The organism is Peribacillus sp. YIM B13477, assembly GCF_042787955.1.
Classification (GTDB): domain Bacteria; phylum Bacillota; class Bacilli; order Bacillales; family DSM-1321; genus Peribacillus; species Peribacillus frigoritolerans.
On sequence record NZ_JBHZPD010000001.1, the window covers coordinates 1,138,215 to 1,163,698 of the forward strand.

The window sequence follows — 25,484 nt, forward strand, 5'->3', positions numbered from 1 at the left end:
TTTTTTTACCACTTTACACTACACTTTGTAGTGTTAAATAAAAAAAAGGAGATGTGTCATGAATAAACAAGAAATCGGTACCTTTTTATTAAGAGTTATGTTGGGAATTTCTTTTTTCTTGCATGGTTTGTCAAAATTTAAAGGTGGATTGGAAAACACTTCAGGGTGGTTTCAAAGTATAGGCATTCCGGGATTCATGGCCTATGTAGTCGGTATTATTGAATTGGTTGGAGGAATTGCTTTAATAATAGGTCTTGGAACAAGAATAATTTCTGCCCTCCTTGTATTCATCATGGCTGGTGCAATTGTTTATGTGAAATTCCCAGCAGGTTTTATGGGGAATGGAGAAGGCTCAGGGTATGAACTGGATCTCGTTCTTATGATTATTGCCCTTCACCTAGTATTGAATGGAAGCCGCTTCCTATCTATAGACTCTAAGTTACCAAAACTAAAAAAAACACAGGATTCGGAAAGGATAGCAAGTTAATAAGATTAAGCGACATTACAAAAATTCCAACACTTTTTAAGCATTCTTGAGGCATGATACCGGTGATCTACTAGGGTTATGCCTTTTTCATTTCATCTATTCTTATTTGAAATGCTTCATGATTTGAAAAACCATGAATAAAAGAAGTTTCCCATAACTGCCATAACGACGTGACATACTTTGTCTATACATCAAGAACCTTGGAATTTTCAATTCAACATTTAGAAAATTTGATAGTTTTCAGTAAAATTCCGTTGACGAACGCATGTTCTGTGTTGTAAAATTCAATCATGGGCAATAATGGTATAGTGATTATTGCCATTGACAGTTCAAAAGCAAGCCTGGAAATTTCCAAGCTTAGTAAAAAAATTCAAAGCAAAAGGAGTTATCTAATTATGACCATGCGATTATCTCCATATTTAATGATGAACGGAAATGCGAAGGAGGCGATTCAATTTTACGAAAAGGCATTGGATGCAAAAGTCCTCTTTAAACAAACTTTTGGAGAAATGCCAGAAAATCCTGAATTTCCTCTGCCAGAAGAAGCAAAGGATCTTGTGGCACACGCAATGTTAAAGGTTGGGGAAACGGACTTCATGTTTTCGGATACGTTTCCAGGTCAAACCAGTCAATCTGGAGATCAAGTCACGATCTGCATTTCAATTAACGAAATTGAAAAATCAAAACGAATCTTTGAAACTTTGTCGCAAGGTGGAGAAGTGAAAATGCCTCTGCAGGAAGCTTTTTTCAGCCCTGCTTATGGGATTGTAACAGACAAATTCGGTGTAACCTTTCAAATTTATACAGAGGGTGAAAAATAATTTGTTAAATAATAACAGCTGTTTTTGTGAATAGTTGCAGCTGCAATGTGTGAATAAATAAATCCCGATTTCTCATTAATATCACTGAGAGATCGGGATTTTTAAGTATGACTCTTATCTCTTTTAATAGGGCATCAAAAGATCCCCCACGGAAGCATATAAGATAACATCACGTTTATAGATTAAGTAGGCGTCCATTCTCACTGTCACTGGAATCTAGATTCAATCTGAATGTATATATACTGCCCGTAACTCCACCACTGATATCATGAATACGTAGTTACCGATATTTTTTTCTGGCTCCACAATTTTACTCTGATACATTATCGTTATCTCCCTGTGATATTCGTCATATATTCTTCATCTATTTGTTCTTTGTTTAGAATATGCCTATGCTATTATTTAAAACATTGACATACAAATTAGGCTCCTTCTTTGTAAAAATTTTTCCTTTTAATAAGGTACTATCATATCATTCGAAGTAACAATTCATTGCGTAATAAGGGGAAAGGGGGAACAATGTGAATACAGATCAAGCTTTCGACCTGCTAAAGGATGCAGGAGTAACAGAAAGCAATAGTATACAAACTGTTAGACGCTGGCTTCGTGAAGGTAAGATTAAATATGAGGGAGGCAACGGGAATAGGAAAACCGGATACATAATGGATGACACAGATCAAGCATTTGAAATGTTAAAAGATGCAGGAGTAACAGAAAGTATTAGTGTACAGACTGTCAGGCGCTGGCTTGGCGAAGGTAAGATTAAATACGCGGGGAACGGAAAGAGGAACACCGGATACATAAGCGATGACACAGCTTCAAAGCTGGCTATAAATGATAGTATAATTCAAAATAAGGACGAAATCATACACCGATTAAAATTAAAAATACAAGCTCAAGAAAAGCATATAGAAGGTATCGAAGAGCTTCATGAGACAGCAAAAAGAATATTGATTCAGCAAAGGGATATGTTCAAAAAGGAAGTTGCCATTCTAAAGAATGAGAAAAGTGAATTACAAAATGAATCAAAGGATTTATTAAAAGAAAATATTGAATTACGTAATGAATTGATAAAATTAAAAGAAAAAATCAGAAACAATTACATGATTGACTCCACTATTCAATCCAATGATTATAGTGAAAAATTAGGGCTTTCTAAAATGGCGAGCGATAAAGAAGTATTGGCAGAATATAAAGGGTTACTAAAAATAACTCATCCTGACCATAATGGCAACGCGAAGGTATTTCATTACATTAAGACTGATTACGATAATTTTAGAAAGAGCAACAAAGGTAAATGAATAGTGAATGCATGCAAAGGTATTTTGACATCAAACCTAAAGAAAAACCTAGGGTAAAAGCGTAATTTGAAACGTCGCAAATAGTTTGATGGGACAAAACAGTGCCAATTCAGACTATTGATCATTATTTTTTGTTTGGCGACTTTAAATAGGAGATTTTTAAATGAACGAATAGGTGCCTTTGTTCATTAGGCACCTAAAATTGAGGCTTTTAAAGTCTATCGTTTATACATCATGAGCGGCTACTCTGTCTCCTCATCCATTGTGTTGCAACCCATTTTTCCCCAGTGATAACGGGCGCCCCACCGTGTAAAGTTAGTTCGTTTAGGTTTTTATCGTTGTAAAAATATTCGAAATACACAGCCCTTCCCTTTCGCGGGGATACTGAAAAATTCAATTTAGGAAAAAAGGTTTCCCCTCCATGCTCCACATCATTTAAGTACAAGATGATTGTGCTAATTCTATTATTTTTTGCTGCAATACTTGAAGATGTAAAAAAATCAAAATGAGCTTTATACTCTTGTCCAGGAGTGTATTTAAGAATTTGAATACCCTCTCCATGTTCAACGGGTATATTCATGATTGTTGATATCCTTTTTTCAATTTTGGTAAGGATGTCATATTCATTTTCTTGAAAAAACATACTGCTGCTTGTTCTTATCTCATTTACTTCGTGCGTAACTCCAATTTTGGAACGATTCATTTTGTCTTTTGACAATTCAATAAGTCCGTCACATTCTTCGTCACTCAAAACATTTTCTAAAACTACAATTAGTGGTTCTTCTAATCTAGCAACTACATTGATTTCTCTGTCTTCCGTTTTGATTTTATTTCCAATATGATTAAAAATCGTTTGTTCTTTACTTGTTTTATTATCCACTGTCAACTTTCATCGACTCCCAAAAGAATGAATTTTCAGAACAAAAAGTTTGGATTATTCTGTAAGCGTTTTCCTATGTTAATTATACCATGAACATTGTTATGTATCTGTTACTTATTTCCGTCGACCAGTAAAAATTACTGGATGAACTGGCGCTTGACTATAGCAAACTTTAATCTTTTACATAAAATATAGGAAGCTCACAATATGAAAAAGTCTCTTTGCATAGATTTTCATGTGTGTATTTTCACTAAAATCCTTACGTGAATTTTTCCTTCTGTTCAAATAAGAGTAAAAATGATGCTTGCTTGTTCACACTTTTGTGAAAGGTATATCATTCCTCTTTTATTATAAAAGGGTTTATATAAGCTATTCTCTTAACCCTATAATCAAAGCCGTTTTCTTTCAGAATGTGCACAATGACAAGGGGACGGAGGATTCATCACCAAGAATCTTAGAGAAAAAGAGACAAAGGATAAAAAGTAATAGTGCGATAGGGAATGTTAAGGAGTGATTGAAAGTGGAGGACTTTAAATCTATCTGTGTTACTGAAGGAATTAAAAAAGTGGATGTGATAAAAAATCCGACGTCGTTTCCACTGATCGGAAAGGGGGCGCAAGGGGCCGTTTTTAAAATTTCCTCAGATAAATGTGTGAAAATTTGTGCAAAACCAGAATTTGCGGCTAAAGAGGGAAATGTATTAAAAATTGCACAGGAGTCTCCCGCTATTCCACGGCTTTATGAGGTGGGGCATAACTATATTATTATGGAATATCTTGAAGGGCCAACTTTATTTCAATATTTAGAATCTGGGGGGATCCTATCCGAAAAATTGATGAGGCAAATTCTTTTTGTTTTAAAAGAAATGAAGCGATTAAAGTTTACCAGATTGGATGCCGATTTGCGCCACATTATTGTAACTAAGGAAGATGAATTAAAAGTAATAGATCATTATAGCTCCTTTACACGGATTCGAAACAAGCCAGAATTGATATTCAAAGGCCTAAAAAAGTTAGGTTTATTACCAATGTTCTTGGAAGAGTTAAAAGAAATGGATCCCGAATCCTATATAGAATGGAAAAATTTATAAATAAAAAAAGTAACTCCTTTAAAGCAAATAAGAGTTACTTTTTTCTATGGAAAAATCCAGCGTTATTTGGGATTGCTATGATGCTGGATGATACGTTCAACGATTTCAGGCAATTTATTTTTCTGTTCTAAAAGAAACTTGTAGAGAGCATCCCTATCCTTCGTTTTCACATTCCACTCTTTAGGGATGGATTCGATTACTTGATAGATCGATTCGTTCGGCAATTTTACAATTTTTTCTATAAATGATGTAAGCTCTTTGTGATTATCGAGAAGAGAGAAGGCCCACTTATAAAAAGGCCAATGGTAATTATATACTGGTGTTTCACTTAGCGTTTGAGCAGACCATTGGTAGCGTCCTGGAAAAACTCTGCCATGATCAATCATATGGACATAATAGCCGCCATCGCTGAGATTTTCCAAAATGACATTCATCGTACCTCGATCAGAGTTATTCACCCATTGGTCGAATACCGTTATACCGGCAAGCATATCCCGGTTTTTAACATCCATCTTTGTGGGAGGATTTTCTCTAACATTCTCGAAAACGGTACTGTTTTTAATAAATACACAGCCATATTGGTATCCAGAACTATAGTTGTGTTTAGTGGATTGTAATTCAGGCGTCTTCTTGATGAAATCTTCCGGTATATACACAAGATCAAATGGGATAACGGGAAGTGAAAGGAGCTCTGCCAACTTTCCGATCAGGTATTCATTGACCACTTCCTTTTCTCTGCCTTTCTTAGTATCGAACCACTTCACGACATATTCTTTACCATCGCTGAAAAGAATGACATGTGCGGTTCCGCCCCGTAATGTTTGTACATATTTAACTGGATATTTTGTCATATCACTTTGTCTCCTTTAAAAATATTTGTCTAGCTCTTTTTCATTTTCACCTTATCTTTTTTATTAACATTATTGCTTCTGTATTGAATGATGAAATTCGTTATAAGTTTCGGTAAATGACTTTTCTTTTCTAAAAAGAAATTTGTACAGCGCTTCACTTTTCTTCTTTGGGTAGGAATACAAATGATGTTAAATCCCTTCATTTAGCATAGAGAAGGCAAATGGATAAGTTTCTTGGTAACTGATACTGTACCTGACAACTCATTTTTGCATACTACGATATCACCCGAATTCTGGGATCAATCATATGGACAAAATTGACGCCTTCCCTAAGTTCTAGTAAAATACTATTTTCGATAAATAAACACGAATAGTGGATCTGAACTAAATTTGTATTTTTGGAATGTAATTTGGGAGTGTTTTTATGATTTCGTCTTGGGTATAAATTAGTCCGACGGGGACAAAAGGAAGGAACATTGCTAATTTATTGCACACATACTCAATTACTACTATTATTGGTTCTTTTATTTTCAGTGCCATTCATTTAATTACAAACTTTTTACCATCGCTAAAAAGAATGACATGTACCTTTCCACAAATTAATGACTTTACGAGCTCAACAGGTTATTTTGGACTGACCCATGGTTAATTAATTTCGTTGTTTTTTTCTATTAAGCTGTATAGCCTTTGTTGTTCGATGATTTGTTTATTCAAATCGAAATTTTCATCAATTACCTGTCTTGCACTTCTGGTATATCTCTTCCATACTCTTGGATGACTCAGGAAATATTTTAGACCTTGAGCCAACTTTAAATCATCTTTCTCAGGAACAAGGTAACCTGTTTTTTTATGCTCAATCAATTCCGGAATCCCACCGTGAAAAGTGGAGATGACTGGTAAACCACTTGCCATAGCTTCTTTTAATGCATTTGGAATACCTTCTACATCACCATCTTCGCCTGTTTCACTGGCAAGGCAAAAGAGGTGGGAATCTCTTAATTCGTTAGAAATTTGGTTTGAATCCATTGGTCCCCTAAGAAAAACGCGCTCGTTTAATTGATTTTCATCAATGAAAATTCTTAACTTCTCTTCATCTTTACCTGTCCCAATGATGTGCAGTGTCGTTCTTGGATATTCCTGATGAATCCGTTGAAAAGCCTTCAAAAGTGTAAGGAACCCCTTTTTCTCGACAAGTCTGGCTACGGACAAGATTCGGATTTCTCCTTCATTAGGTAGGGAACGTTGGACAAATGGGTATAAATCTAAATCCAGCCCCCCATATAGTACATGTATTTTATCTTCTTTAAATCCTAATTTTTTTAATTCATCTGCAAGAAAATGGCAGACTGAAAAACAAGCAGCTCCATGTTTTACTAAATTTTGATATCGGAGGACATTTTTGCGAAATCTCTTAAATGTTTGAGTGGAAGAATCACGTCCTCGAAAATGTACAACCAAAGGTATATCATACTCTATAGCTGCTGGTAATATATCGATGGAATGTTTCCCCTGATGAGCGTGAATCGCGACGACATTTTGCTCCTTAAAGAAGGCTCCAAGGTCTTGAATTTCGTTCAAATTATAATAGTGTTCAAACTGATATTGAACATTGTCGCAATTTGGGTATGGGCCTATAACAATAGGGCGATATTGATCCAGCATAATGATCTGATTGTACATAAATCCTTGATTGACTTTTATAGGTTCTCTAATGTAAAAAGCGATTGTCTTCACTATTTCAATCCCTTTCTTCTATCTAAAATCAAATTTTCGATAAAACTTTGAAATATTTGGCGATCTCGTTCAGAAAGATCTTTCGGAAAAGCGGACCATTTAAAAAATTGTACTTTTTGTATTTCTATATCATCAGGTTTTAAATCTCCGCTGAGTATTTCTTCGGTAACGTAAGCAATGTTGACTGAAAAGTATTGATCACCATTAGGCAGCTTCGTAAAATAGTCCTTCCCTGAAAAAACGCCAATTAATTGAAGGTTTCCGATGTTAATTCCTGTTTCCTCCAAAATTTCACGTCTGCATGCCTCTTCCGCAGATTCTCCTAATTCGATGAAGCCGCCCGGCAATTTCCACATTTTTTCGGATTGTACCATTAGAAAACGGCTGTTCTGATCGATAACCAAAACGGTGACCCCAGTAAGTATCAAAGCTCTAGTTCCAACGAGAGCACGTAAATCTTCAATATATCCCATCTCAAGTCTCCTTTCTGATCTTTCTGGTTAATCCACTTTTATAGTAAATGCAAAATGGAAAAGATTCGAAACGGACAAGTACATATATTTGTTTGTTTTTTGTAAAGTTCTTATTTGTATGTGTATGAGCATAAGAATCTGAAGAAATGCTAGGAAAGGCTTTCCTTAAGAACTCAATAAAAGAAGGTATGACTTAATTTTATGAATAAGTGTTATTATCCTAAAGCAACTATTCGATGATTTCATAGTATAGATATTATGGTTATTAATAAGCAGCAAAGAGGTGGTAGATCAGATGAATGATTTTAAATTAATAAGGGTTGAAAGAATTGAAAAGAACGGTAAAAAGGAACTTCTTATTCATAATCCAACCACATTAAAACTAATTGGGGCAGGAAGTCAAGGTGCAGTTTTTCAGCTTGATGAAGATATTTGCGTAAAAATTTATGTCAATCCAAATGCAGCAACTAAAGAGGGAAAAGCACTTGAAGCAGCGAAGGATACTCATATTGTTCCGAGGTTATATGAAGTCGGACCAAACTATGTAATTATGGAATATTTAAAAGGTCCTAATCTAAAAGATTTTTTGAAAGGGAAGCAAGATATTCCCGAATCGATTACAGAACAAATCATAATGATTCGAAAGGAACTGAAGAGAGTTGGATTTATTAGAATCAAGACCTCAATCGGACATTTTGTTGTAACAAAGGGAAATGTGCTGAAAGCAATCGATCATTCAGATGGCCTCACAATGAATGATCCATATAATCCAAAGATGTTTCGTGATTTAAAGAAATTGGGGTTATTGGATACTTTCCTGAAACAAGCAAAGAAAATCGATCCTGAATCGTATGAAGAATGGCAAAAAAATATCGACTTCAATGCGATATAGGAAACTAACCGATATAAATGAGATTATGCGAAATTTGGGCCTGGCCAGTATCGCTAACAGTGCATGATGATTTCCTACAAATCCAATTATGTCGTACAAGCAGGGAAAATTAAAAAAGGAAAGTCGAACCCTAAACATAAAGGAGTTCGACTTTTTAGTTTGGAATTCTCCAGAATCTAAAATTCGCAATATGGGCGGAAATGCATTATTTCTCCCGTTTCTAAATGTGCATGTTCGGCATTTATTAGGACAAATTACAATATTCGTAAAATCATTTTTACAACCAGATAACGTTTTTCCTTATTAAAGTGGTTTTTTTAAATTTTTTTTGGAAGATTGTATATGTTTAACATTTACACATGACAAACGCTCAGTCATTCAAAGGCTTGTTGAATAACTATAGAAAGAAAGTGATGGTTGTTTATCTATGAAAGATCTGTCTATGCAAATAAGAAAATCGGAAACCACATGTATGGTTTCCTAAACTAAAATGAGGTGAATCATTTTCAAACATCCCTAAATTTGATACCAAACATTTAGATTAAGACTGCTTAAACTGTACCATTTTTTGGGCTTCCATTAATCTTGAAGTATAGACCGGAATGATTACGATGGATCAGTTGTTTTCCCGACACAATAAATTACAAGTACATTGCTATCATTATGATCGGCAACGGCAACACAATCATGTCGACAATACTAAGAAATGGTGAAATAGCCTATCTCCGAATGTTCTTAAACTGATTCTGCAACGAAAGCGATTTACTAGAAACATAAAAGGTGAATCCAAGGTCAATTGAGAAGACGATTTTCTAACGACGCAATATGTAATTCAAATGTGCCTCCATAACCAATAAATAGTGAAAAGGGTGGGAACCTAATGGGTAAAAATGATCAAACAGATAATCACAAGGAAGACAATAGGAAGAAATATAACCATATATTAGAGAACATTCAACTCCAGCTCCAACTCCAAGAAAAACAACAGAAGGAACTTCAGGTGGAACTTCAGAATCAGTTAATTAAACAACAAAATGAGACTTTAAATAAAATCTTACAAGAAATAACGAAGATTGCACAACCACTGGAAAAAGTTCAAGACCAACTCCAACACCAAGAAAAACAACAGAAGGAACTTCAGGTTCAACTTCAGAATAAATTATCTAAACAACAAGATGAGCATTTAGATAAAGTCTTACATGAAATATCGAAGCGTTCACAACCACTAGAAAAAATTCAAGTCCAACTCGAACTCCAAGAAGAACAACAGAAGCAGCTTCAGATTCAACTTCAGAATCAGTTAATTAAACAACAAGATCAAACTTCAGATAAAATCTTGCAAGAAATAACGAAGATTGCACAACCACAACCACAACCCCTCTTATTAAAATCACCTTTTAGTATAATCGATACACTTGATTTAGATGTAGAAAAAAAGGCGCAAATTGCGATGTTTATAGCAAATAGCAGTAAAAATGAAGATGAAACTAAATAAAGAAGAAGAGGCTGTTAAAGCCTCTTCTTCTTTATTTGGAAACAAGTTCATTTCCATCGGATTCCGGTGCACAGTAGTTCCCATATGTCGAAACTAGACGAAGTTTGTAAATGGAGCGAAATGATTCATTAAAATTGTATCCAATATGCTAAGTTTTGCTCTTCAAGTACCGAGAAAGTAAAAGTGTTGCATTACCCTCTAAAAGGATGATAAGTGTTGTTGCTTTAAAAGTGAAATTCCTTAACTATATCCATTCAACATAGATCGAATTCTTATTAAAAATGGATGGGGTTAATAAAAACCTCCCCTTTCATTTGAAAATTCCCACCTCAAAATTATGAATACAATCCATCATATATTTTAAAATGGCTGTTTTCACATACTTTGTTGCTATTTACCAAGTAGTGAGGTGTGGTTGATTTCCCCTCCAGATGCTCGCTTTCCGCGGGGCGGGCGGTGAGCCCCCTAGGCGTAAACGCCTGTGGGGTCACACCTGTCCCGCCGCTCCCGCAGGAGTCTCGCACTTCCGCTCCAATCAACCTTAGATTGTTTCGTTTTAAAAACAACAACCTTTACGAAAAGAGCCTTTAAAATTAAACAAAAAACTGCCTGCGATGGAGTTTTTCAAAGAAAGGGAAAGGGAAATCGTTTAGGCTACTGTACCGCAAAAAGCTCCACAGCGGTTTATACAAACCGTATATCGACCATTTCAATCTCCATTACATAAAAAGTGTAATGGAGGTTTTAAAGGGCACTAACCGACAGGCTGCGGGGCCCGGCCACAGCCAGATTGGAATTCTTCCATATATGGCCTACTGGCCCCGTTAAATAAAAATGGACGAATTGGGCTACTAACTAGACCGTAAGTTGTCCTATTGCATATAAAGGATTAATGAATGCAAAAGGGAGGCAGCTTATGAAAATCCGAAAGGCCATTATTCCGGCCGCAGGTCTAGGGACCCGATTTTTGCCTGCTACAAAAGCTCAGGCTAAGGAAATGCTGCCGATTGTTGATAAACCAACGATTCAATATATTGTTGAAGAAGCAGTAGCTTCGGGCATAGAGGAAATAATTATCATAATCGGTAGAGGAAAAAGATCAATAGAGGATCATTTTGATAAATCCTATGAGTTGGAAGATGCACTTTTAAGAAAAAACCAGCTCGATATTTTAGAGGAAGTTCAGAAAATATCCAGCTTGGCAAATATCTATTATGTCCGCCAAAAGGAACCGATGGGTCTAGGACATGCAATTCTCTGTGCTAAAAGCTTCATTGGAAATGAACCTTTTGCCGTTTTGTTAGGGGATGACATCGTTATGTCTAAAACACCATGTCTGAAACAAATCATCAGTGTTTTTGAGTATTGCAACAGTTCCGTCGTAGCTGTTCAGAATGTTCCGGAAAAGGATGTCAGTAAATATGGAATTATTAAGCCAAAAGGGACAATGATTGAGCCAAACCTTTTTCATATAGATTCTTTGGTGGAAAAACCGAAAAGGGAAGAGGCGCCTTCCAGATATGCGATAATGGGGCGTTATGTTTTTAGACCCGAGATTTTTGAAACGCTTTCCAAGCTTCCGGTTGGACATGGTAATGAATTACAACTTACTGATGCCATTAATGAGCTAAATAAACAGCAGGCTGTATTAGCATATAACTTTGAGGGAAACCGATATGATATTGGTGATAAAGTTGGATTCATTAAGGCAACAATAGACTTTGCTCTGCGCAGGGATGATATAAGAGACGAGGTACTTTCCTATTTAAGGGATGTAAATAAGAAAGAAAACCTCCAAATTATAAAGAGAGAGCTTGAATAATATGAAAATAGCTGTTTTGGGTACAGGTTATGTCGGGCTGTCCACTGGTGTTTGTTTGTCAGAAATAGGTCATAATGTCATTTGTATCGATACAGATGAACAGAAAATTAAAAGCCTACGTCAAGGGATTTCTCCAATATATGAACCTGGTCTGGAGAATTTGCTTATTCAAAATGCTGCAGCGGGTAGACTGCTATTTACTACATCTCATCGAGAAGCGCTAAATGGTGCCGAGATTATCATAATTGCCGTAGGAACACCGCAAATGGAGGATGGGGGAGCAGATTTATCTTATATTGTGCAGGCCGCGAAGGATATTGCTGCGAACCTGGTACAGAGTTCAGTAGTCGTTATAAAGAGTACTGTGCCTGTTGGTACGAATGATTTTATTAAAAGCATCATTGAAGAACATTGTAACGAAAGTGTCACCTTTAATATGGTATCAAATCCTGAATTTTTAAGACAAGGGTCTGCCGTCATGGATACGATGCAAGCAGATCGAATCATAATCGGTTCTGAAAATGATGAGGCTGCTAAGAAAGTACAAGAAATGTATCGTCCATTAAATGTACCATTTATATTAACAAGCATTCGAAGTGCGGAAATGATTAAGTACGCATCTAATGCCTTTTTGGCGACCAAGATTAGCTTTATCAATGAAGTTGCCAATTTATGCGGAGTAGTGGGTGCAGATGTTAAAGATGTAGCAAAGGGAATGGGAAAAGATAAAAGGATCGGAGAAGCTTTTTTACAGCCCGGCATTGGTTATGGAGGATCTTGTTTTCCAAAGGATGTTAAAGCGTTGCTTCATACTGCCAATTTAAATGGAGTACATTTTTCCCTGTTAAAAGAAACAGTAGCGATCAATGATTTTCAGCAGGAGCTCCTTGTAACCAAAGCGATAAATCGCTTAGGAGATTTAAAAGGGAAAAAAGTTGCAATGCTTGGTCTCGCTTTCAAGCCAGAGACAGACGACATGAGGGAAGCTCCATCAATCAAAATTGCGCGTTCATTAACCAAACTTGGAGCAGAAGTGGTAGCTTATGATCCGGTTGCAGTGGATAATGCGGAGAACATATTAGGGGATACAATCAGGTTTGCAAGCACAGTCCGCGAAGCGGCAGTGAATGCGGATGCTGTATTCATTGTTACCGAATGGAAAGAGTTTAGACTTTTAGATTTGAAAACATTGATGACAACAATGAGACGGCCAATCATTTTTGATGGTAGAAATTGTCTTGAAGAAGATCGAATCAGAGCGTGCAAGAAAATTGAATATTACCCAATAGGAAGACCAGCAATTGTTATTGGAATGACATAAAGCGAAAAAAAATTTCTAACACTTCCTTAACTCAGACATGTTGAAAACGTATATTAGGTTCAAACTGGAAATGCAGCACCTTTGATCTTATCTTGGGTGCTTTTTTATATTTCTTAAATAGAAGAAAAATCTTTATCGACGATTAAAACCTTAGATTAACATCAACTATAACATGTTGTTTTTATTATCATTGTTTGAAACTTGTGTCATGGCACCTACTTAAATCCCCCTTTGTATTAGACAAACGCATACTCTCTGCCATTTAGCTTTACTGTATGTTATTAGTCCATGCGTACCTAGGGAGTCCTGCATAATATACTTGAAAAGGTCCAGGAAATTTGCTTACTATGCATGAAAGGAGATCATTTATTTGCACACAGTTATGCATTTGAATTTAAGAGTTGATCCGACCCAATATATCTCACAGATTCGAGAAGTTCCTGATTATGATTATATTCATATGGTACGACAACCTAAGTATATGATAGATCTTTCCCTTTTAAATGAGAAGGTTCATTATCTCAATGAAGTTTTCTCACCAAAAGAATATGTCAAAAGAAATAATATCTCCCTATTACATGCTCATCATGGCCAATTAGGGATGTTATTACTTCCTTTTAAAGAGGAAACAAACCTTCCGTTGGTAACAAGTATTAGAGGCAGGGATGCAACCCTGGCTAATCAGCCCATTGGGTATCTAGATAACATGAAAATGCTATTTGATCGAGGGGAGCGTTTTTTTCCAGTTTGTCAGTATTTAGCAGATAGGTTAATTGCTTGGGGTTGTCCTTCAGAAAAAATTAGAGTGCTATATGGGGGCGTTGACCTTAACGAATTCAAATACCGGGCACCACATAAAGGGGATTCTCAAAACATTCTTTCCATCGGTAGGTTGGTGGAAAAAAAAGGACATCACATCTTAATGCAAGCTTTCCAAAAAATCAGAGGTAAATTTCCAAATGCAACCTTGACGATTATCGGTAGAGGGGGGCTTGAAGAATATCTCATTTCATTGGCAAATCAACTTAATTTAGGAGACTCTTTTCGCCTATTAAACCATCTCCCTAAAGATCAAGTTCGAGAACAAATGACCAATGCAGATATATTTTGCGCCGCGAGCTTAGAAGCTGCCGATGGAGATGTAGAAGGTATACCTAATACATTAAAAGAAGCTATGGCGATTGGAGTACCAGTGATTTCGACCAATCATGCGGGCATCCCTGAATTAATAACAAATAACAAAGAAGGGGTTTTAGTACAAGAAAACAATGTGGATGAACTGGCAGATGCTCTTGAATTTATGCTATCTAACAGAGAGAAATGGGAAACATATACAGTAGCGGCTCGTCAAAAAGTAGAACTAAAATTTAACCTCGCCCAACAACTTCAACAACAAGCAGAATTTTATGATGAACTTGTAGCCCCTTATAAATTAGGTAAACGATATTTAGTAACACCGCGCCAAAAAGATAAAAAAGTCCTTAATGAGACGCCACAGCCTCAACAGCAAGGTAAGTATGATGGCGAAAGGATAGCGCCTGGAAAAAAAGCCGAATTAGCCAAAAAAGCCCTTATTTATATGCAACAGCTACAACAGCTTCAAGGGCTTCCACAGTTACAACAACTTAAACAGTTTCCGCAGCTTCAGCAGTTACAACAGCAGACTAATGATAAAGTCAAAGATGAACTTGTAACATCTATTAAAAAAGAAAAAGAAGCTAAAGTTCAACAGGGAGCTAAGGATCAAGATGAAAAAATAGCTTTTCGTAAAAAAGAAAAAAAGGCTCAGAAAGCCGAAAAAGTAAAAAAAGCCCTTTATAAAATTCAAAAATTTCAACAGCAGGCCATAGATGAGCAGTTAGGAGGAGATCATGGAGGACTTTAAAACCATTACTGTTACCAAGGGTGAAAAATCTTTGGAAATTCACAATCCGACAAGCTATCCGCTGATTGGAATGGGAGCTCAAGGTGCAGTTTTTCAACTTTCAGAAGATAAATGTGTAAAAATCTATTCAGACCCAGTACAAGCGAAAATGGAGGAAGAAGCTCTTGCAGCTGGAAAACATCTACCCTTTATGCCTTTGATATATGATACAGGACCAAACTATATAGTCATGGAATATTTTAATGCCCCGACCTTAAAAGAATATCTGAGAAATTGTACGTATATCCCTGATTCTATAGTAAAGAAACTTCTCTATATATTAAAGGAATTAAAACAAGCAAAGTTCACCATGATAGATGCCCCTCTACGCCATATTTTTGTCGTCGGTAATGAGGAACTTAAGGTGATTGACCATGTGAATTCCTTTAAAAGGATACACCCTGTACCATTAAAATTATTAAGAGATTTGAAAATAATCCTTTTAAAGGACTCGTTCCTAGATCAAGTGAAAAAGCTTGAACCGGACACCTTCAATGAGTGGGAGGGTTATTTCAATCAAAATAGTTTGGACTTTAGAAATATTCCAGTCCACTCAGGAGGTTCAGGTAATGGAGTGAAAGTGGATAGCGCCATAACACAAACTCTCATTGGAAAAGGGCATCAAGGTGCTGTTTATCGAGTGTCTGAAGAGGCATGCGTCAAACTTTACGGAAAAACTGAACATGCAAATCAGGAAAAAATGGTCCTTTTATCAAGTCAAGACTTGCCCTTTATACCGAAAGTCTTTGAAACAGGGCCCAATTATATTTTAATGGAATATCTATTAGGACCGGATTTAAATACGTTTCTTAAAAAACAATCTGTACTTTCTGAGGACATCACAAAACGGTTACTCTATATATTGAAAACAATGGAAAAATCAGGTTTCAAACAAATTGATGCTCCATTACGACATATCATTATAACCAAGAATGGTTTTAAATTGGTCGACCATGTGTACTCTTTTTCACGTGAACAAAAAAGACCTCTCGAGTTATTTAAAGACCTGCGGGAAAGAAATTTTTTAGATGCCTTTTTAGAACAAGTAAAGGCGATAGATCCCGGTACGTATGCTGAATGGACAAAAACACCAATCCCATTAGATGAAAATGAAAATACCCTTGTATAGTCTTAGTTATCTAACCGTAACCGAGCATATAAAAAACCGATGATGTTTCGCATTCACCGGTTTCCAAGATGGTTTTAGCATTAACTCACTTACGTAAGTGCTAATTTACAGCGGGTATAAGAGTGAATAACTCATGAGGCTTAAAGCGAAAATGAAAACATGAATTGGTGGTTTACGGATAAAACGTAAGTCTCTCTCCAATGAGAATTTTGAGTTCATTTCCTCTTTTTATCCGTCATGAATTCTGTACTGTTGGTGTAAAGAATCGAAAGTATCACTGTATAAATAATGTAGTCAGTGTTCCGAAAAGGTGTCAGAATCCTAATGTAATAGAAAGGATTGAAATGAATGCTATGAACATTTTAGTAACAGGGGCAGCAGGATTCATTGGTTTCCATTTAACAAAACGTTTGTTAGCCCTAGATAACAAGGTTATTGGAGTAGACAATATTAATGATTATTATGATGTTATTTTAAAAAACAATCGACTGAAGATATTAGAAGAAAACCCTGATTTTGAATTCCACAAAATCGATTTGTCAAATAAAGAAAAATTAAATCAATTATTCAAAGACAGAACCATTGATATAGTCATTAACTTAGCAGCCCAGGCTGGAGTACGTTATAGCATAGAAAATCCGGATTCTTATGTTAATTCCAACCTTGTTGGGTTTGTCAATATCTTGGAGGTTTGTCGACACAATAACGTAAAGCACTTAATTTATGCATCCTCTAGTTCTGTATATGGAGCGAATACTAATATCCCCTTCTCAACCAAAGACCCAGTGGATCATCCAGTAAGTTTATACGCCGCCACTAAAAAGTCTAATGAATTAATGGCTCATACGTATAGTCATTTATATAATATTCCAACCACAGGACTCCGTTTCTTTACAGTGTATGGCCCATGGGGGAGACCTGATATGGCTTATTATTCTTTTACTAAAAATATTATCGAAGAGAATACAATAAAGGTTTTTAATAATGGAGATATGAGAAGAGACTTCACTTATATTGATGATATTGTTGAAGGAATAGTCCGGTTACTTGATAAACCACCGATTCATACTATTGGATGGGACAGAGCTAACCCTGATTCAAGTTCAAGCTATGCCCCATACAAAATTTATAATATCGGTAACAATAAACCTATAAAATTAATGGATTTCATTAACACATTAGAAAAACTAATTGGCAAAAAGGCAAAAGTAGAATTCTTACCAATGCAACCGGGAGATGTTAAGGAGACATATGCAGATATTGCCGATTTACATGCTGATGTGGGGTTCCATCCTTCAACAACAATAGAAGAAGGTTTAGCTCATTTTGTAAATTGGTACAAAAAGTACAATAAATAAGGAAAAAGAAACAGTGAGTTTTACCAAATAGGATATTAATCGATAAAAAATAAAAGTAGGAATCTCTTTTGAAGTCCAGCCTTGAGGAAATATTACTAGTCATGGTGTATGTGAAAAATAGGTGTTGTCAAACTTCAATGTGCATATTAGGGCAGCACTGATCAATAAATTTAAAGTTTAATATGTAAAAACCCAAAACCCAAGAATGGGTATATGGACGAATAATGCTAGTGAAAAAGATAAATTAAAAAATTTGTAAGTCATTAAAAGGAGAAAGTAATTTGAATCCTGTAAATATGAAAACTCCATTGGAAGTTCTTAATGAGTATAATTTGTCAGATTTTCTCATGACAACCCTTAAACGAAATTCTACAAAAGATCCTCTATTCAAATTAAATCCTCTGTTTGAAAACTACTATAAAGTTTGTTCTGAAGACCTGCCATATAAAGACATTTATAAAGCCGATTCTATTTCCCCTTCTGAATATCACAAGCAAGTGAAACAAATTGCAGAACGGGAAAAGAGAAAATTTCTTATTAAAGGGACTGAGGTGAGATGAGAACCATTGCTTATTTTGTAAGTGAAAACATTAAAACACACCAACGTTTTATATATAATCAAATCGTAAAAATAACTAACTATCGCACAATCGTAATCGGCCCATTCGACAATGCCGACCGTACAGAATTCCCCTTTGAAAACTACTATAATATAAACAAAATTAAAGATCTAAAAAAGTTCTTCGAAGAACAAGATATCATAGCCATTCATGCTCATCACGGCTCACACGGACAAGAGATTTTGCCTGTATGTGAAAAATATAATATTCCTTTGATTGTTAGCATTAGAGGACGAGATGGTTCGGACAGACCGGAAATTTTCGAAAAAAATGCTAAGCGATATTCAGCTTTAAATAAACATGGTGCACACTATTACCCTGTATGCCAATATCTTGCAGAAGGATTAAGAAGGTTAGGAATTCCGGCTAAGAATATGCATGTATTATATGGTGGTATCGAATTAGATCTTTTCCCCTATGCTAACCGCACTCTTCCTACATTAGGCGAAATAAGAGTTCTATCGGTAGGTAGACTTGTAGACAAAAAAGGATTTGTTACTCTTATAAAAGCATTTAAACGCATTTATACACAATATCCAAATGCTAGACTGCATATTATTGGAGCAGGTGAAGATGAGAAAAAAATCAAATCCACCATTGCAGAATATAACCTTAAAGATGTTGTGATTCTTAGAGGAGCTATGGATTCAAAACAGGTTTCGGACGAATTGAAAAAAGCCCATATCTTCTGTCTAGCAAGTCAGACAGCTAAAAATGGTGATATCGAAGGTATTCCTAATGCCCTAAAAGAAGCAATGGCTAGCGGTTTACCTGTCGTTTCCACTCGACACGCAGGAATCCCTGAATTAATTGAACATCAGAGAACAGGATACCTAGCGCCAGAAAAAAATGATATGGAGTTAGCGAAAGGCATACAATTCTTTATAGAAAATCCAGATGTTTGGACCGACTATACGGAACGAGCACGGAAAGTCATTGAAGAAAAATTTGATGTCAATAAACAAATTATTGAGCAACAAAGACTATATTCTCTTGTAAATACAGTGAAAACTGAAAATGCAACGAAAAAGAAAACCAAAGCGGAAACGGAAAAGAAAACGTATACGCAAACGGAAACGGAAAAGAAAAAGAAAACCAAAGCGGAATCGGAAAAGAAAAAGGAAAAGAAAAAGGAAATGAAAAAGAAAACCAAAGCGGAAATGGAAAAGAAAACGAATACGCAAACGGAAACGAAAAAGAAAACCAAAGCGGAAACGGAAACGGAAAAGAAAACGAATACGGAAACGGAAACGAAAACGAATAAGCAAAAGGAAACAAAAAAGAAAACCAAAGCGGAATCGGAAAAGAGTAAAAAGAAAAAAAAAATCAAGTAAGGAAACAGCATTGCGTGAAGGAAAAGAAGAATAAAATGACACTCTTCCAAAGTAATGGTTGGAAAAATGAATAGATCGTAACCAACAACTTTGGAGGGAGTGCATTTGGCGATTCTACAATCTCCGTTACAGGGTGAAGAACGTGAAAAGGGAGCTAATTCTCTAGGATCGATGGTTAGATTGCATATTCAATTGATCGCTTGCAATGTGTACTACGATCAAAAAGAAATGCCAAACAAAGTAAAAACATACAGGCAGGAAGGAGCTGTATTTTCATGGACTGGAAGTCTTTATATACTATTTGGACTAGTTATCCCAATTTAAATAATGAAATGCGTTTAATGCTTGAAGAAATGGAAGATGATGAAATATCACTTGAAGACGCATTTTATAAAAATTTGGAATTCGGGACAGGTGGTATGCGAGGGGAAATGGGGCCAGGTACGAATAGGATGAACATTTATACCGTGCGAAAAGCGACTGTAGGACTTGCTGAATATATTCAATCGTTTGGGAATGAGGCAAAATCCAGAGGAGTTGTAATTGCTTACGATTCAAGACATAAGTCTCCCGAATTTGCATTGGAAGCAGCCAAGACTTTGGCAACAAAGGGAATTAAAGCTTATGTATTTGATGAATTACGGCCTACCCCACAGCTCTCTTTTTCTGTACGTAAGCTGAGTGCATTTGCTGGGATCGTCATTACAGCAAGCCATAATCCGCCTGAATATAATGGGTATAAAGTGTATGGATCAGACGGAGCACAGCTACCTCCTAAAGCGGCGGATCAAGTCATTAATTACGTGAACGCGATTGAAAGTGAGCTTTCCATTGTAGTGGAGGACGAAGAAATCCTAAAGGACAGAGGACTCATTCAAATCATTGGCGAGGAGCTGGATACTGCTTATAATGAGCATTTACTCACTATTCCGGAAGATTCAAAGTTAGCAGATGAAATTGATGTAAAGCTTGTGTTTACACCGCTTCATGGTACAGCCAATAAATCAGTAAAACGCGCTTTGCATGATTTAGGATATCGAAATGTCCATATTGTTAAAGAACAGGAAATGCCTGATGCTAATTTTCCTACTGTTAAAGTGCCTAATCCAGAGGAACATGCTGCGTTTGAATTGGCCATTGCGCTTGGAAACCGTGTTAATGCTGATTTATTGATTGCCACCGATCCGGATGCGGATAGGCTTGGAATTAGCGTGAAGAACAATGCTGGAAATTATGTAGTATTAACAGGCAACCAAACAGGCGCTCTTTTTTTGGATTATCTAATTTCACAAAAACAAAAGAAAGGGACCCTTCCTCAAAATGGAGTCGTATTAAAGACCATCGTGACTTCAGAAATAGGACGGGCGATTTCTGAGCAAAATGGTTTAAAAACCGTAGATGTTTTAACTGGATTTAAATACATTACTGAAAAAATCAATGAATACCACACAAGTGGAGAACATTCTTTCCTGTTTGGCTATGAAGAAAGCTATGGATATCTAATCAAAGATTTTGCACGTGATAAGGATGCCATCCAAGCTACTATTCTGGCGGTGGAAGTCTGTGCCTATTACAAAAAGCAAGGTAAAACGATGTACGAAGGTTTACTGGATGTATTCGATAAATATGGATATTACTTGGAAGATTTACGGTCGTTGACTTTAAAAGGAATTGAAGGTGCGAAGCAAATTCAAGCGATTCTTAATGAATTCCGGGAAAATCCACCAGATCAAATCTCTGGTCATCAAGTAGTGGTTCGAGAGGATTATCTCAGCAGTAAAAAATATATGTTTGGGACAAATAAGGAAGAGGACATCAAGCTCCCGAAGTCGAACGTATTAAAATTCTTTCTTGAAGATGGGACATGGATATGTTTACGACCTTCCGGAACAGAACCTAAAATTAAATTTTATTTCGGTGTTCATGGAAGCTCGATGAAGGAAGCTCAGGGAAAATTATCCACCGTTACGATAGACTTTATGAAAAGTATCAATAAAATGCTTTAAAGAAGTACCCCCATTCAGAGGATTTTCATAAAAACCTAGAGTCAGCATTTAAGAAATGCTGACCTTTTTTTGTCCATTAATGGATAGCACCCATCCTTTCGGTATCATAAAAACCCTTCAAAAAGAATCAAGAATTCCGGCGGGGCGAATTAAGTTTTTGTGGCTGAATAGGGTTTATCCAAACATGTTCAGGGGATCGGGGGCTTATGCGGATATGCATGACTATTCGACACTAATTGGAATATTGAGCATATAATATATACTATACCAATCCACAAAATCCCCCTATGTAGTAGCCTTGCTGATACCGTATGACGTTACGTAGTACAGTTGTACAGGCCCTAGGATGGACCTTATGAAAGGTGCTAAATAGGGAGGTTTTTTTTAGGATCCTCATCGGCACTCATGTTGAGGCCATAAAGTCTTAAAAAGTAGAACAAGTACATTGAAAATCATACATAATCGTACATTCAAACAATAAACTGCCTATATTAACTATGGCATAGTAATGTTATAAAGATATATTTATATAGCCTGGAACCCGAACTGGTTCCCTACGGTGTCTCCATCACTCTCCGGTGGACTTGGCGAAATCATAAAGGAACTGGAATAATCGTCACTCAATCCTTCGAGTTGCCATACGGACAGCAGGTTTTGATATTCATTACTGAACATAAGAAGCAGGGAAAACAACTAAAAGTTGTGATTATATACAGTTGCTGTCATTTTTGAAAACAGGGTATTAAATTTAAAAGTCATGGAATAAAGTATTAGAAGTCAAATGGAGCCTGCTTAGTTATTTTTTCCTATATTCGCTTCATGATCAACTATCTTCCCTTTTATTCTTTAGAAGCAGGGAAAGAAAGTTGCTGTTTTTTTAAAAGAAGTTCATGAGATTGACATTTTCTTTATTTGAAATAAGGTCTATTTCCTCCGAAGGTGAGTGAACATGAAAAATAGAATTAAAACAAAAGTGATAAAAATAATCAGTGGAAACAAGGTAACTGGATTAACTGTTCAAGTTGCAGATACTCAAAGAAAAAGAGAAAAGGGCTTGATGTTTGTCGGGACATTACCCGAAAATGAGGGGATGTTATTTGTGTTTTCAGAAGAAATATATGGTGGATTTTGGATGAAGAACACATTTATCCCTTTATCAATCGCTTTTCTTGATTCATATGGGGTAATTCTAAAAATACTTGATATGGAGCCTTGTTTAGAGGATTATTGCCCTACCTATGATCCAGGAATTTTTTATTATTATGCAATTGAAGTGAATCTTGGATGGTTTGAAAAGAATCAAATCAAAGAAGGGGACTATGTAAAGTTTAATTGATTCTATCCCCACCTCTGGTTCTTGGAGGTGAATTTTTAAAAATGGGTATTTATATTGATTATGCTAGGAAGATTGTGAAGAGTTTTACTTAAGAACATGGTGTTTCCCCATCATTACCGAAAGCTCAGCAGCTCCTATTCTTATGCAACTAGAGAGGCAGGTTTCTTGAAGGGTCAACTTATATATTAACTTTTCTCCGTTCCTAACAAAGGCTACACCCAGGCCTTGTAGTAGTGAGTGGAACCGCACCATAAGTCATGAGGTTTTTAAATTAATGCCAAGCCATATTCCGCAGTTATGAATTCAAAAGAAGTTTGACAGCATGATTAATAAATTTTGAGTAATGGAGAAATTTCACCCAAAGTTCTATTCTGTATAAAACAAATCTCCAATATCTCACTATAAAGAAGTAGATGAATTCAAAAAAGCCTTCTTAAAAAAAAGAAACCGGACTCAAATGACCGGTTTTCTTTTTGATTATGGCTCTTTTCGTAAAGATTGTTGTTTGTAAAACGAAACTATTTAAGGTTGATTGGAGCGGAAGTGTAGACTCCTGCGGGACAGCGGGACAGGTGAGACCCCACAGGCGTTTACGCCGAGGAGGCTCACCGCCCGCCCCGCGGAAAGCGAGCATCTGGAGGGGAAATCAACCACAACTCACTACCTGGTAAATAGCAACAAAGTATGTGAAAACAGCCTTGATCATTGATGTTTATAAACTAATCGCCTCAATCCTTTAACATCTTATGCTGCCTGCTTTTGTTTCTGGTCCAAGCGATGACTCAGGAAAGTTAAAAGACTTGCCAAGATAGCAATCAGCCCGCCTACCCATGTGACACTCATCAAATTTCCCTGATGGTAAACAATTCCGCCTAATGCGGAACCAAAGGCGATACCGACATTGCTTGCCACAGGCATCAGTGAAGCAGCCAATCCTGTAGCTTTAGGTTGATAAATACCGGCTAGGTCTATCAAATATAGCTGGGTAGATGTTGTTAAAAGGATGGCCATTAATGACATCAAGCTAATGTTAACCAAGCCAAAGATAAAATTATCTGTCGTCCAATATAAACTGATCAGGACAACTGCTTGGACGAGGAAAACAAACCTGAGGCGTCCGATGGCATTGTAGCTGGCAATTTTACCAGCGAGTATGTTGCTGAAAATGGAAATGAATCCGTAGCCAAACAAGATCCAACTGATTGAACCACTTGGTGCTTCCATTCCTTTCAGGATCGGAACAAGATACGTATAAACGGCATACGTCGCTCCAAATCCAAGTGATGGAATGAAAAAAGCCATTAAGATTCGCGGGTGTGTCAACAAAGAAAATTGATCACGCATTGAGCTGCGGAATGGACTGTGCATAGTAGGCAAAATGAAGAAAGATGCCAAAAATGCAATAGCTCCGAGTAAAGTCGTTAACAGGAAAGTTGCATTCCAGTCGTACCTTTCAGCGATGACAGTTCCAATTGGTACTCCGATCACGTTTGCAAGTGTAAAACCACCGAAAACGAATGAAATAGCAAGTCCACGTTTTGCGATTGGCATGTTTTCACTGGCAACGATCATGGCAAGAGAAATTAAAACTCCTGTTACAATCGCAGTCATCATCCGAAGTGCAAGGAGCATGACGTAGGTCGTCGAAATCACGCACAAAGCATTCAGGATGATGAACAAACCTATCAAAAACAACATCCAATTCCGTTTTGGAAAATGGCTGGTTGCCGACATCACGAGCGGTGTGGCAATGGCAAACGTAATGGCAAACGCAGAAACGAGTGTGCCTGCTTTTGCATTTGTAATATGGAGACTCGAGGAAATATCGGTTAAGATCCCGACGATAACAAATTCGCTTGTCCCGAGAACGAATGTTAATAAAGTAAGTGTTAAGATGAGCAGCCAATGCCGCTTGGTTAATTCTGTGGTGTGCATAAATACCTCTTTCCTTGATGAATGTAAAGTTGTCACAGGGTGGAAAAACAATCTAACTATCATACCATAAAACATTTTTATGAGGAAAACCCTTGCATAGTTACCATAGATCATTTCCTGCTAAAAAAGCTTGTACCTGAATTATTCACTCATTTTACCGTAACCTGTTATGATATTAAAACAAAAGAAGAATTCGAAACGGATTAATAAGGAAAAGCATAAGGGTAACAAGATAATAAAAATGTAATACGCTATATCAGGGAGAAGACATAAATCAAACAAGAAGGATGGGATCCTGATGGTTGATGAAATAAAACGGGAACAATGGAAAAAGAAAGTTATCGAAAATCTGAAGAGGGAAGCTGTCAAAAATATCATAGCAATAACGGGAGACCTAGCAAGATTAGATGCTAAAGTCAATAATACTTACACTGTATACATCAAGGATGGAAGGATGATAAAGAAGCAAACAAATGGGAAGTGTGTTGTCATTAATGGGAAAATACAAGGATAAAAAGAGGAACAAAGAATGCACTTTTTAGAATACGAAGGAATATAGCGGCTGGACAGTTTCATGCTTTTAAACCGGGTAAGGGATAAAGACGATAAAATAGTTGTATAGCGTAAAAAAATACTCTGGGATGAGTAATTCTCCAGAGTATTTTTTTGTACTTG

General features: G+C 36.4%; 22 protein-coding genes. 17 read left to right on the forward strand and 5 right to left on the reverse strand.

Annotation, left to right across the window (positions count from 1 at the left end):
* The first annotated feature begins 58 nt into the window (after positions 1 to 58).
* From ACFX4H_RS05570 to ACFX4H_RS05580, 3 genes are all read left to right on the forward strand, one after another.
* A complete protein-coding gene (locus tag ACFX4H_RS05570) occupies positions 59 to 487 on the forward strand; it encodes a DoxX family protein (RefSeq protein WP_034306910.1) in 429 nt (142 codons plus the stop codon).
* A 395-nt stretch (positions 488 to 882) separates the two neighbouring features.
* Complete coding sequence (locus ACFX4H_RS05575; RefSeq protein WP_034306908.1) at positions 883 to 1,308, forward strand: VOC family protein; 426 nt, start codon at positions 883 to 885, stop codon at positions 1,306 to 1,308.
* A 521-nt stretch (positions 1,309 to 1,829) separates the two neighbouring features.
* Positions 1,830 to 2,609 (forward strand): hypothetical protein, encoded by a 780-nt coding sequence (locus ACFX4H_RS05580; protein ID WP_328138061.1) that lies wholly within the window; start codon positions 1,830 to 1,832, stop codon positions 2,607 to 2,609.
* Between the two features lie 232 nt (positions 2,610 to 2,841).
* Here the strand turns inward: ACFX4H_RS05580 and ACFX4H_RS05585 are convergent, their stop codons facing one another.
* A complete protein-coding gene (locus ACFX4H_RS05585) occupies positions 2,842 to 3,495 on the reverse strand; it encodes a 2OG-Fe(II) oxygenase (RefSeq protein ID WP_034306902.1) in 654 nt (217 codons plus the stop codon).
* Between the two features lie 514 nt (positions 3,496 to 4,009).
* Between ACFX4H_RS05585 and ACFX4H_RS05590 the strand changes: the two genes are divergently transcribed.
* The gene (locus ACFX4H_RS05590; protein WP_063591064.1) at positions 4,010 to 4,579 is read left to right on the forward strand and encodes a hypothetical protein; all 570 of its coding nucleotides are present in this window, start codon (positions 4,010 to 4,012) and stop codon (positions 4,577 to 4,579) included.
* A gap of 62 nt (positions 4,580 to 4,641) precedes the next feature.
* On the opposite strand, the gene ACFX4H_RS05595 is transcribed toward ACFX4H_RS05590, so the two are convergent.
* The 3 genes from ACFX4H_RS05595 to ACFX4H_RS05605 form a co-directional block, all read right to left on the reverse strand.
* Positions 4,642 to 5,430 (reverse strand): HipA family kinase, encoded by a 789-nt coding sequence (locus ACFX4H_RS05595; RefSeq protein WP_377434397.1) that lies wholly within the window; start codon positions 5,428 to 5,430, stop codon positions 4,642 to 4,644.
* 645 nt (positions 5,431 to 6,075) lie between these two features.
* A complete protein-coding gene (locus ACFX4H_RS05600; protein WP_237752049.1) occupies positions 6,076 to 7,164 on the reverse strand; it encodes a glycosyltransferase in 1,089 nt (362 codons plus the stop codon).
* On the reverse strand, positions 7,164 to 7,637 hold the full coding sequence (locus ACFX4H_RS05605) for an NUDIX hydrolase (protein ID WP_034306891.1): 474 nt from the start codon (positions 7,635 to 7,637) through the stop codon (positions 7,164 to 7,166). The genes ACFX4H_RS05600 and ACFX4H_RS05605 overlap by 1 nt, the downstream gene beginning before the upstream one ends.
* Before the next feature lie 295 nt (positions 7,638 to 7,932).
* Between ACFX4H_RS05605 and ACFX4H_RS05610 the strand changes: the two genes are divergently transcribed.
* The 12 genes from ACFX4H_RS05610 to ACFX4H_RS05665 all read left to right on the forward strand — a co-directional run bounded on the left by ACFX4H_RS05610 (position 7,933) and on the right by ACFX4H_RS05665 (position 22,874).
* A complete protein-coding gene (locus tag ACFX4H_RS05610; protein ID WP_052137250.1) occupies positions 7,933 to 8,529 on the forward strand; it encodes a hypothetical protein in 597 nt (198 codons plus the stop codon).
* 880 nt (positions 8,530 to 9,409) lie between these two features.
* Positions 9,410 to 10,024: a hypothetical protein gene (locus ACFX4H_RS05615; RefSeq protein ID WP_063591069.1), complete on the forward strand. Its 615-nt coding sequence runs from the start codon at positions 9,410 to 9,412 to the stop codon at positions 10,022 to 10,024.
* A 916-nt stretch (positions 10,025 to 10,940) separates the two neighbouring features.
* A complete protein-coding gene (galU, locus tag ACFX4H_RS05620; RefSeq protein WP_034306886.1) occupies positions 10,941 to 11,846 on the forward strand; it encodes a UTP--glucose-1-phosphate uridylyltransferase GalU in 906 nt (301 codons plus the stop codon).
* A gap of 1 nt (position 11,847) precedes the next feature.
* Complete coding sequence (locus ACFX4H_RS05625) at positions 11,848 to 13,167, forward strand: UDP-glucose dehydrogenase family protein (protein ID WP_377434402.1); 1,320 nt, start codon at positions 11,848 to 11,850, stop codon at positions 13,165 to 13,167.
* 370 nt (positions 13,168 to 13,537) lie between these two features.
* The gene (locus ACFX4H_RS05630; RefSeq protein WP_241636221.1) at positions 13,538 to 15,052 is read left to right on the forward strand and encodes a glycosyltransferase; all 1,515 of its coding nucleotides are present in this window, start codon (positions 13,538 to 13,540) and stop codon (positions 15,050 to 15,052) included.
* Positions 15,039 to 16,220, forward strand: a complete 1,182-nt coding sequence (locus ACFX4H_RS05635) for a hypothetical protein (RefSeq protein ID WP_328138057.1) — start codon at positions 15,039 to 15,041, stop codon at positions 16,218 to 16,220. Before ACFX4H_RS05630 ends, ACFX4H_RS05635 begins: the two co-directional genes overlap by 14 nt.
* Before the next feature lie 353 nt (positions 16,221 to 16,573).
* The gene (locus ACFX4H_RS05640) at positions 16,574 to 17,578 is read left to right on the forward strand and encodes an NAD-dependent epimerase (RefSeq protein ID WP_377434747.1); all 1,005 of its coding nucleotides are present in this window, start codon (positions 16,574 to 16,576) and stop codon (positions 17,576 to 17,578) included.
* Between the two features lie 281 nt (positions 17,579 to 17,859).
* Positions 17,860 to 18,138 carry a hypothetical protein gene (locus tag ACFX4H_RS05645; RefSeq protein ID WP_328138056.1) on the forward strand — a complete coding sequence of 93 codons (279 nt, stop codon included), beginning with the start codon at positions 17,860 to 17,862 and terminating at the stop codon, positions 18,136 to 18,138.
* The gene (locus ACFX4H_RS05650) at positions 18,135 to 19,532 is read left to right on the forward strand and encodes a glycosyltransferase (protein ID WP_377434406.1); all 1,398 of its coding nucleotides are present in this window, start codon (positions 18,135 to 18,137) and stop codon (positions 19,530 to 19,532) included. The genes ACFX4H_RS05645 and ACFX4H_RS05650 overlap by 4 nt, the downstream gene beginning before the upstream one ends.
* Before the next feature lie 105 nt (positions 19,533 to 19,637).
* Positions 19,638 to 19,856 (forward strand): hypothetical protein, encoded by a 219-nt coding sequence (locus tag ACFX4H_RS05655; RefSeq protein ID WP_241636195.1) that lies wholly within the window; start codon positions 19,638 to 19,640, stop codon positions 19,854 to 19,856.
* Positions 19,808 to 21,538, forward strand: coding sequence for a phospho-sugar mutase (locus tag ACFX4H_RS05660; RefSeq protein WP_377434409.1), 1,731 nt, complete (start codon positions 19,808 to 19,810; stop codon positions 21,536 to 21,538). The genes ACFX4H_RS05655 and ACFX4H_RS05660 overlap by 49 nt, the downstream gene beginning before the upstream one ends.
* A 949-nt stretch (positions 21,539 to 22,487) precedes the next feature.
* Positions 22,488 to 22,874 carry a DUF192 domain-containing protein gene (locus tag ACFX4H_RS05665; RefSeq protein WP_377434411.1) on the forward strand — a complete coding sequence of 129 codons (387 nt, stop codon included), beginning with the start codon at positions 22,488 to 22,490 and terminating at the stop codon, positions 22,872 to 22,874.
* A gap of 744 nt (positions 22,875 to 23,618) precedes the next feature.
* Here the strand turns inward: ACFX4H_RS05665 and ACFX4H_RS05670 are convergent.
* Positions 23,619 to 24,809, reverse strand: coding sequence for an MFS transporter (locus ACFX4H_RS05670; protein ID WP_377434413.1), 1,191 nt, complete (start codon positions 24,807 to 24,809; stop codon positions 23,619 to 23,621).
* Positions 24,810 to 25,107: 298 nt separating this feature from the next.
* On the opposite strand from ACFX4H_RS05670, the gene ACFX4H_RS05675 reads away from it, so the two are divergent.
* The gene (locus ACFX4H_RS05675; RefSeq protein WP_034306869.1) at positions 25,108 to 25,323 is read left to right on the forward strand and encodes a hypothetical protein; all 216 of its coding nucleotides are present in this window, start codon (positions 25,108 to 25,110) and stop codon (positions 25,321 to 25,323) included.
* Positions 25,324 to 25,484 lie beyond the last annotated feature (161 nt).

Coding starts and splice junctions, on each gene's coding strand:
- ACFX4H_RS05570 (WP_034306910.1), top strand. CDS start 59: ATGAATAAACAAGAAATCGGTACCTTTTTATTAAGAGTTATGTTGGGA.
- ACFX4H_RS05575 (WP_034306908.1), top strand. CDS start 883: ATGACCATGCGATTATCTCCATATTTAATGATGAACGGAAATGCGAAG.
- ACFX4H_RS05595 (WP_377434397.1), bottom strand. CDS start 5,430: ATGACAAAATATCCAGTTAAATATGTACAAACATTACGGGGCGGAACC.
- ACFX4H_RS05605 (WP_034306891.1), bottom strand. CDS start 7,637: ATGGGATATATTGAAGATTTACGTGCTCTCGTTGGAACTAGAGCTTTG.
- ACFX4H_RS05610 (WP_052137250.1), top strand. CDS start 7,933: ATGAATGATTTTAAATTAATAAGGGTTGAAAGAATTGAAAAGAACGGT.
- ACFX4H_RS05615 (WP_063591069.1), top strand. CDS start 9,410: ATGGGTAAAAATGATCAAACAGATAATCACAAGGAAGACAATAGGAAG.
- galU (WP_034306886.1), top strand. CDS start 10,941: ATGAAAATCCGAAAGGCCATTATTCCGGCCGCAGGTCTAGGGACCCGA.
- ACFX4H_RS05625 (WP_377434402.1), top strand. CDS start 11,848: ATGAAAATAGCTGTTTTGGGTACAGGTTATGTCGGGCTGTCCACTGGT.
- ACFX4H_RS05635 (WP_328138057.1), top strand. CDS start 15,039: ATGGAGGACTTTAAAACCATTACTGTTACCAAGGGTGAAAAATCTTTG.
- ACFX4H_RS05640 (WP_377434747.1), top strand. CDS start 16,574: ATGAACATTTTAGTAACAGGGGCAGCAGGATTCATTGGTTTCCATTTA.
- ACFX4H_RS05650 (WP_377434406.1), top strand. CDS start 18,135: ATGAGAACCATTGCTTATTTTGTAAGTGAAAACATTAAAACACACCAA.
- ACFX4H_RS05660 (WP_377434409.1), top strand. CDS start 19,808: ATGGACTGGAAGTCTTTATATACTATTTGGACTAGTTATCCCAATTTA.
- ACFX4H_RS05665 (WP_377434411.1), top strand. CDS start 22,488: ATGAAAAATAGAATTAAAACAAAAGTGATAAAAATAATCAGTGGAAAC.
- ACFX4H_RS05670 (WP_377434413.1), bottom strand. CDS start 24,809: ATGCACACCACAGAATTAACCAAGCGGCATTGGCTGCTCATCTTAACA.
- ACFX4H_RS05675 (WP_034306869.1), top strand. CDS start 25,108: ATGGTTGATGAAATAAAACGGGAACAATGGAAAAAGAAAGTTATCGAA.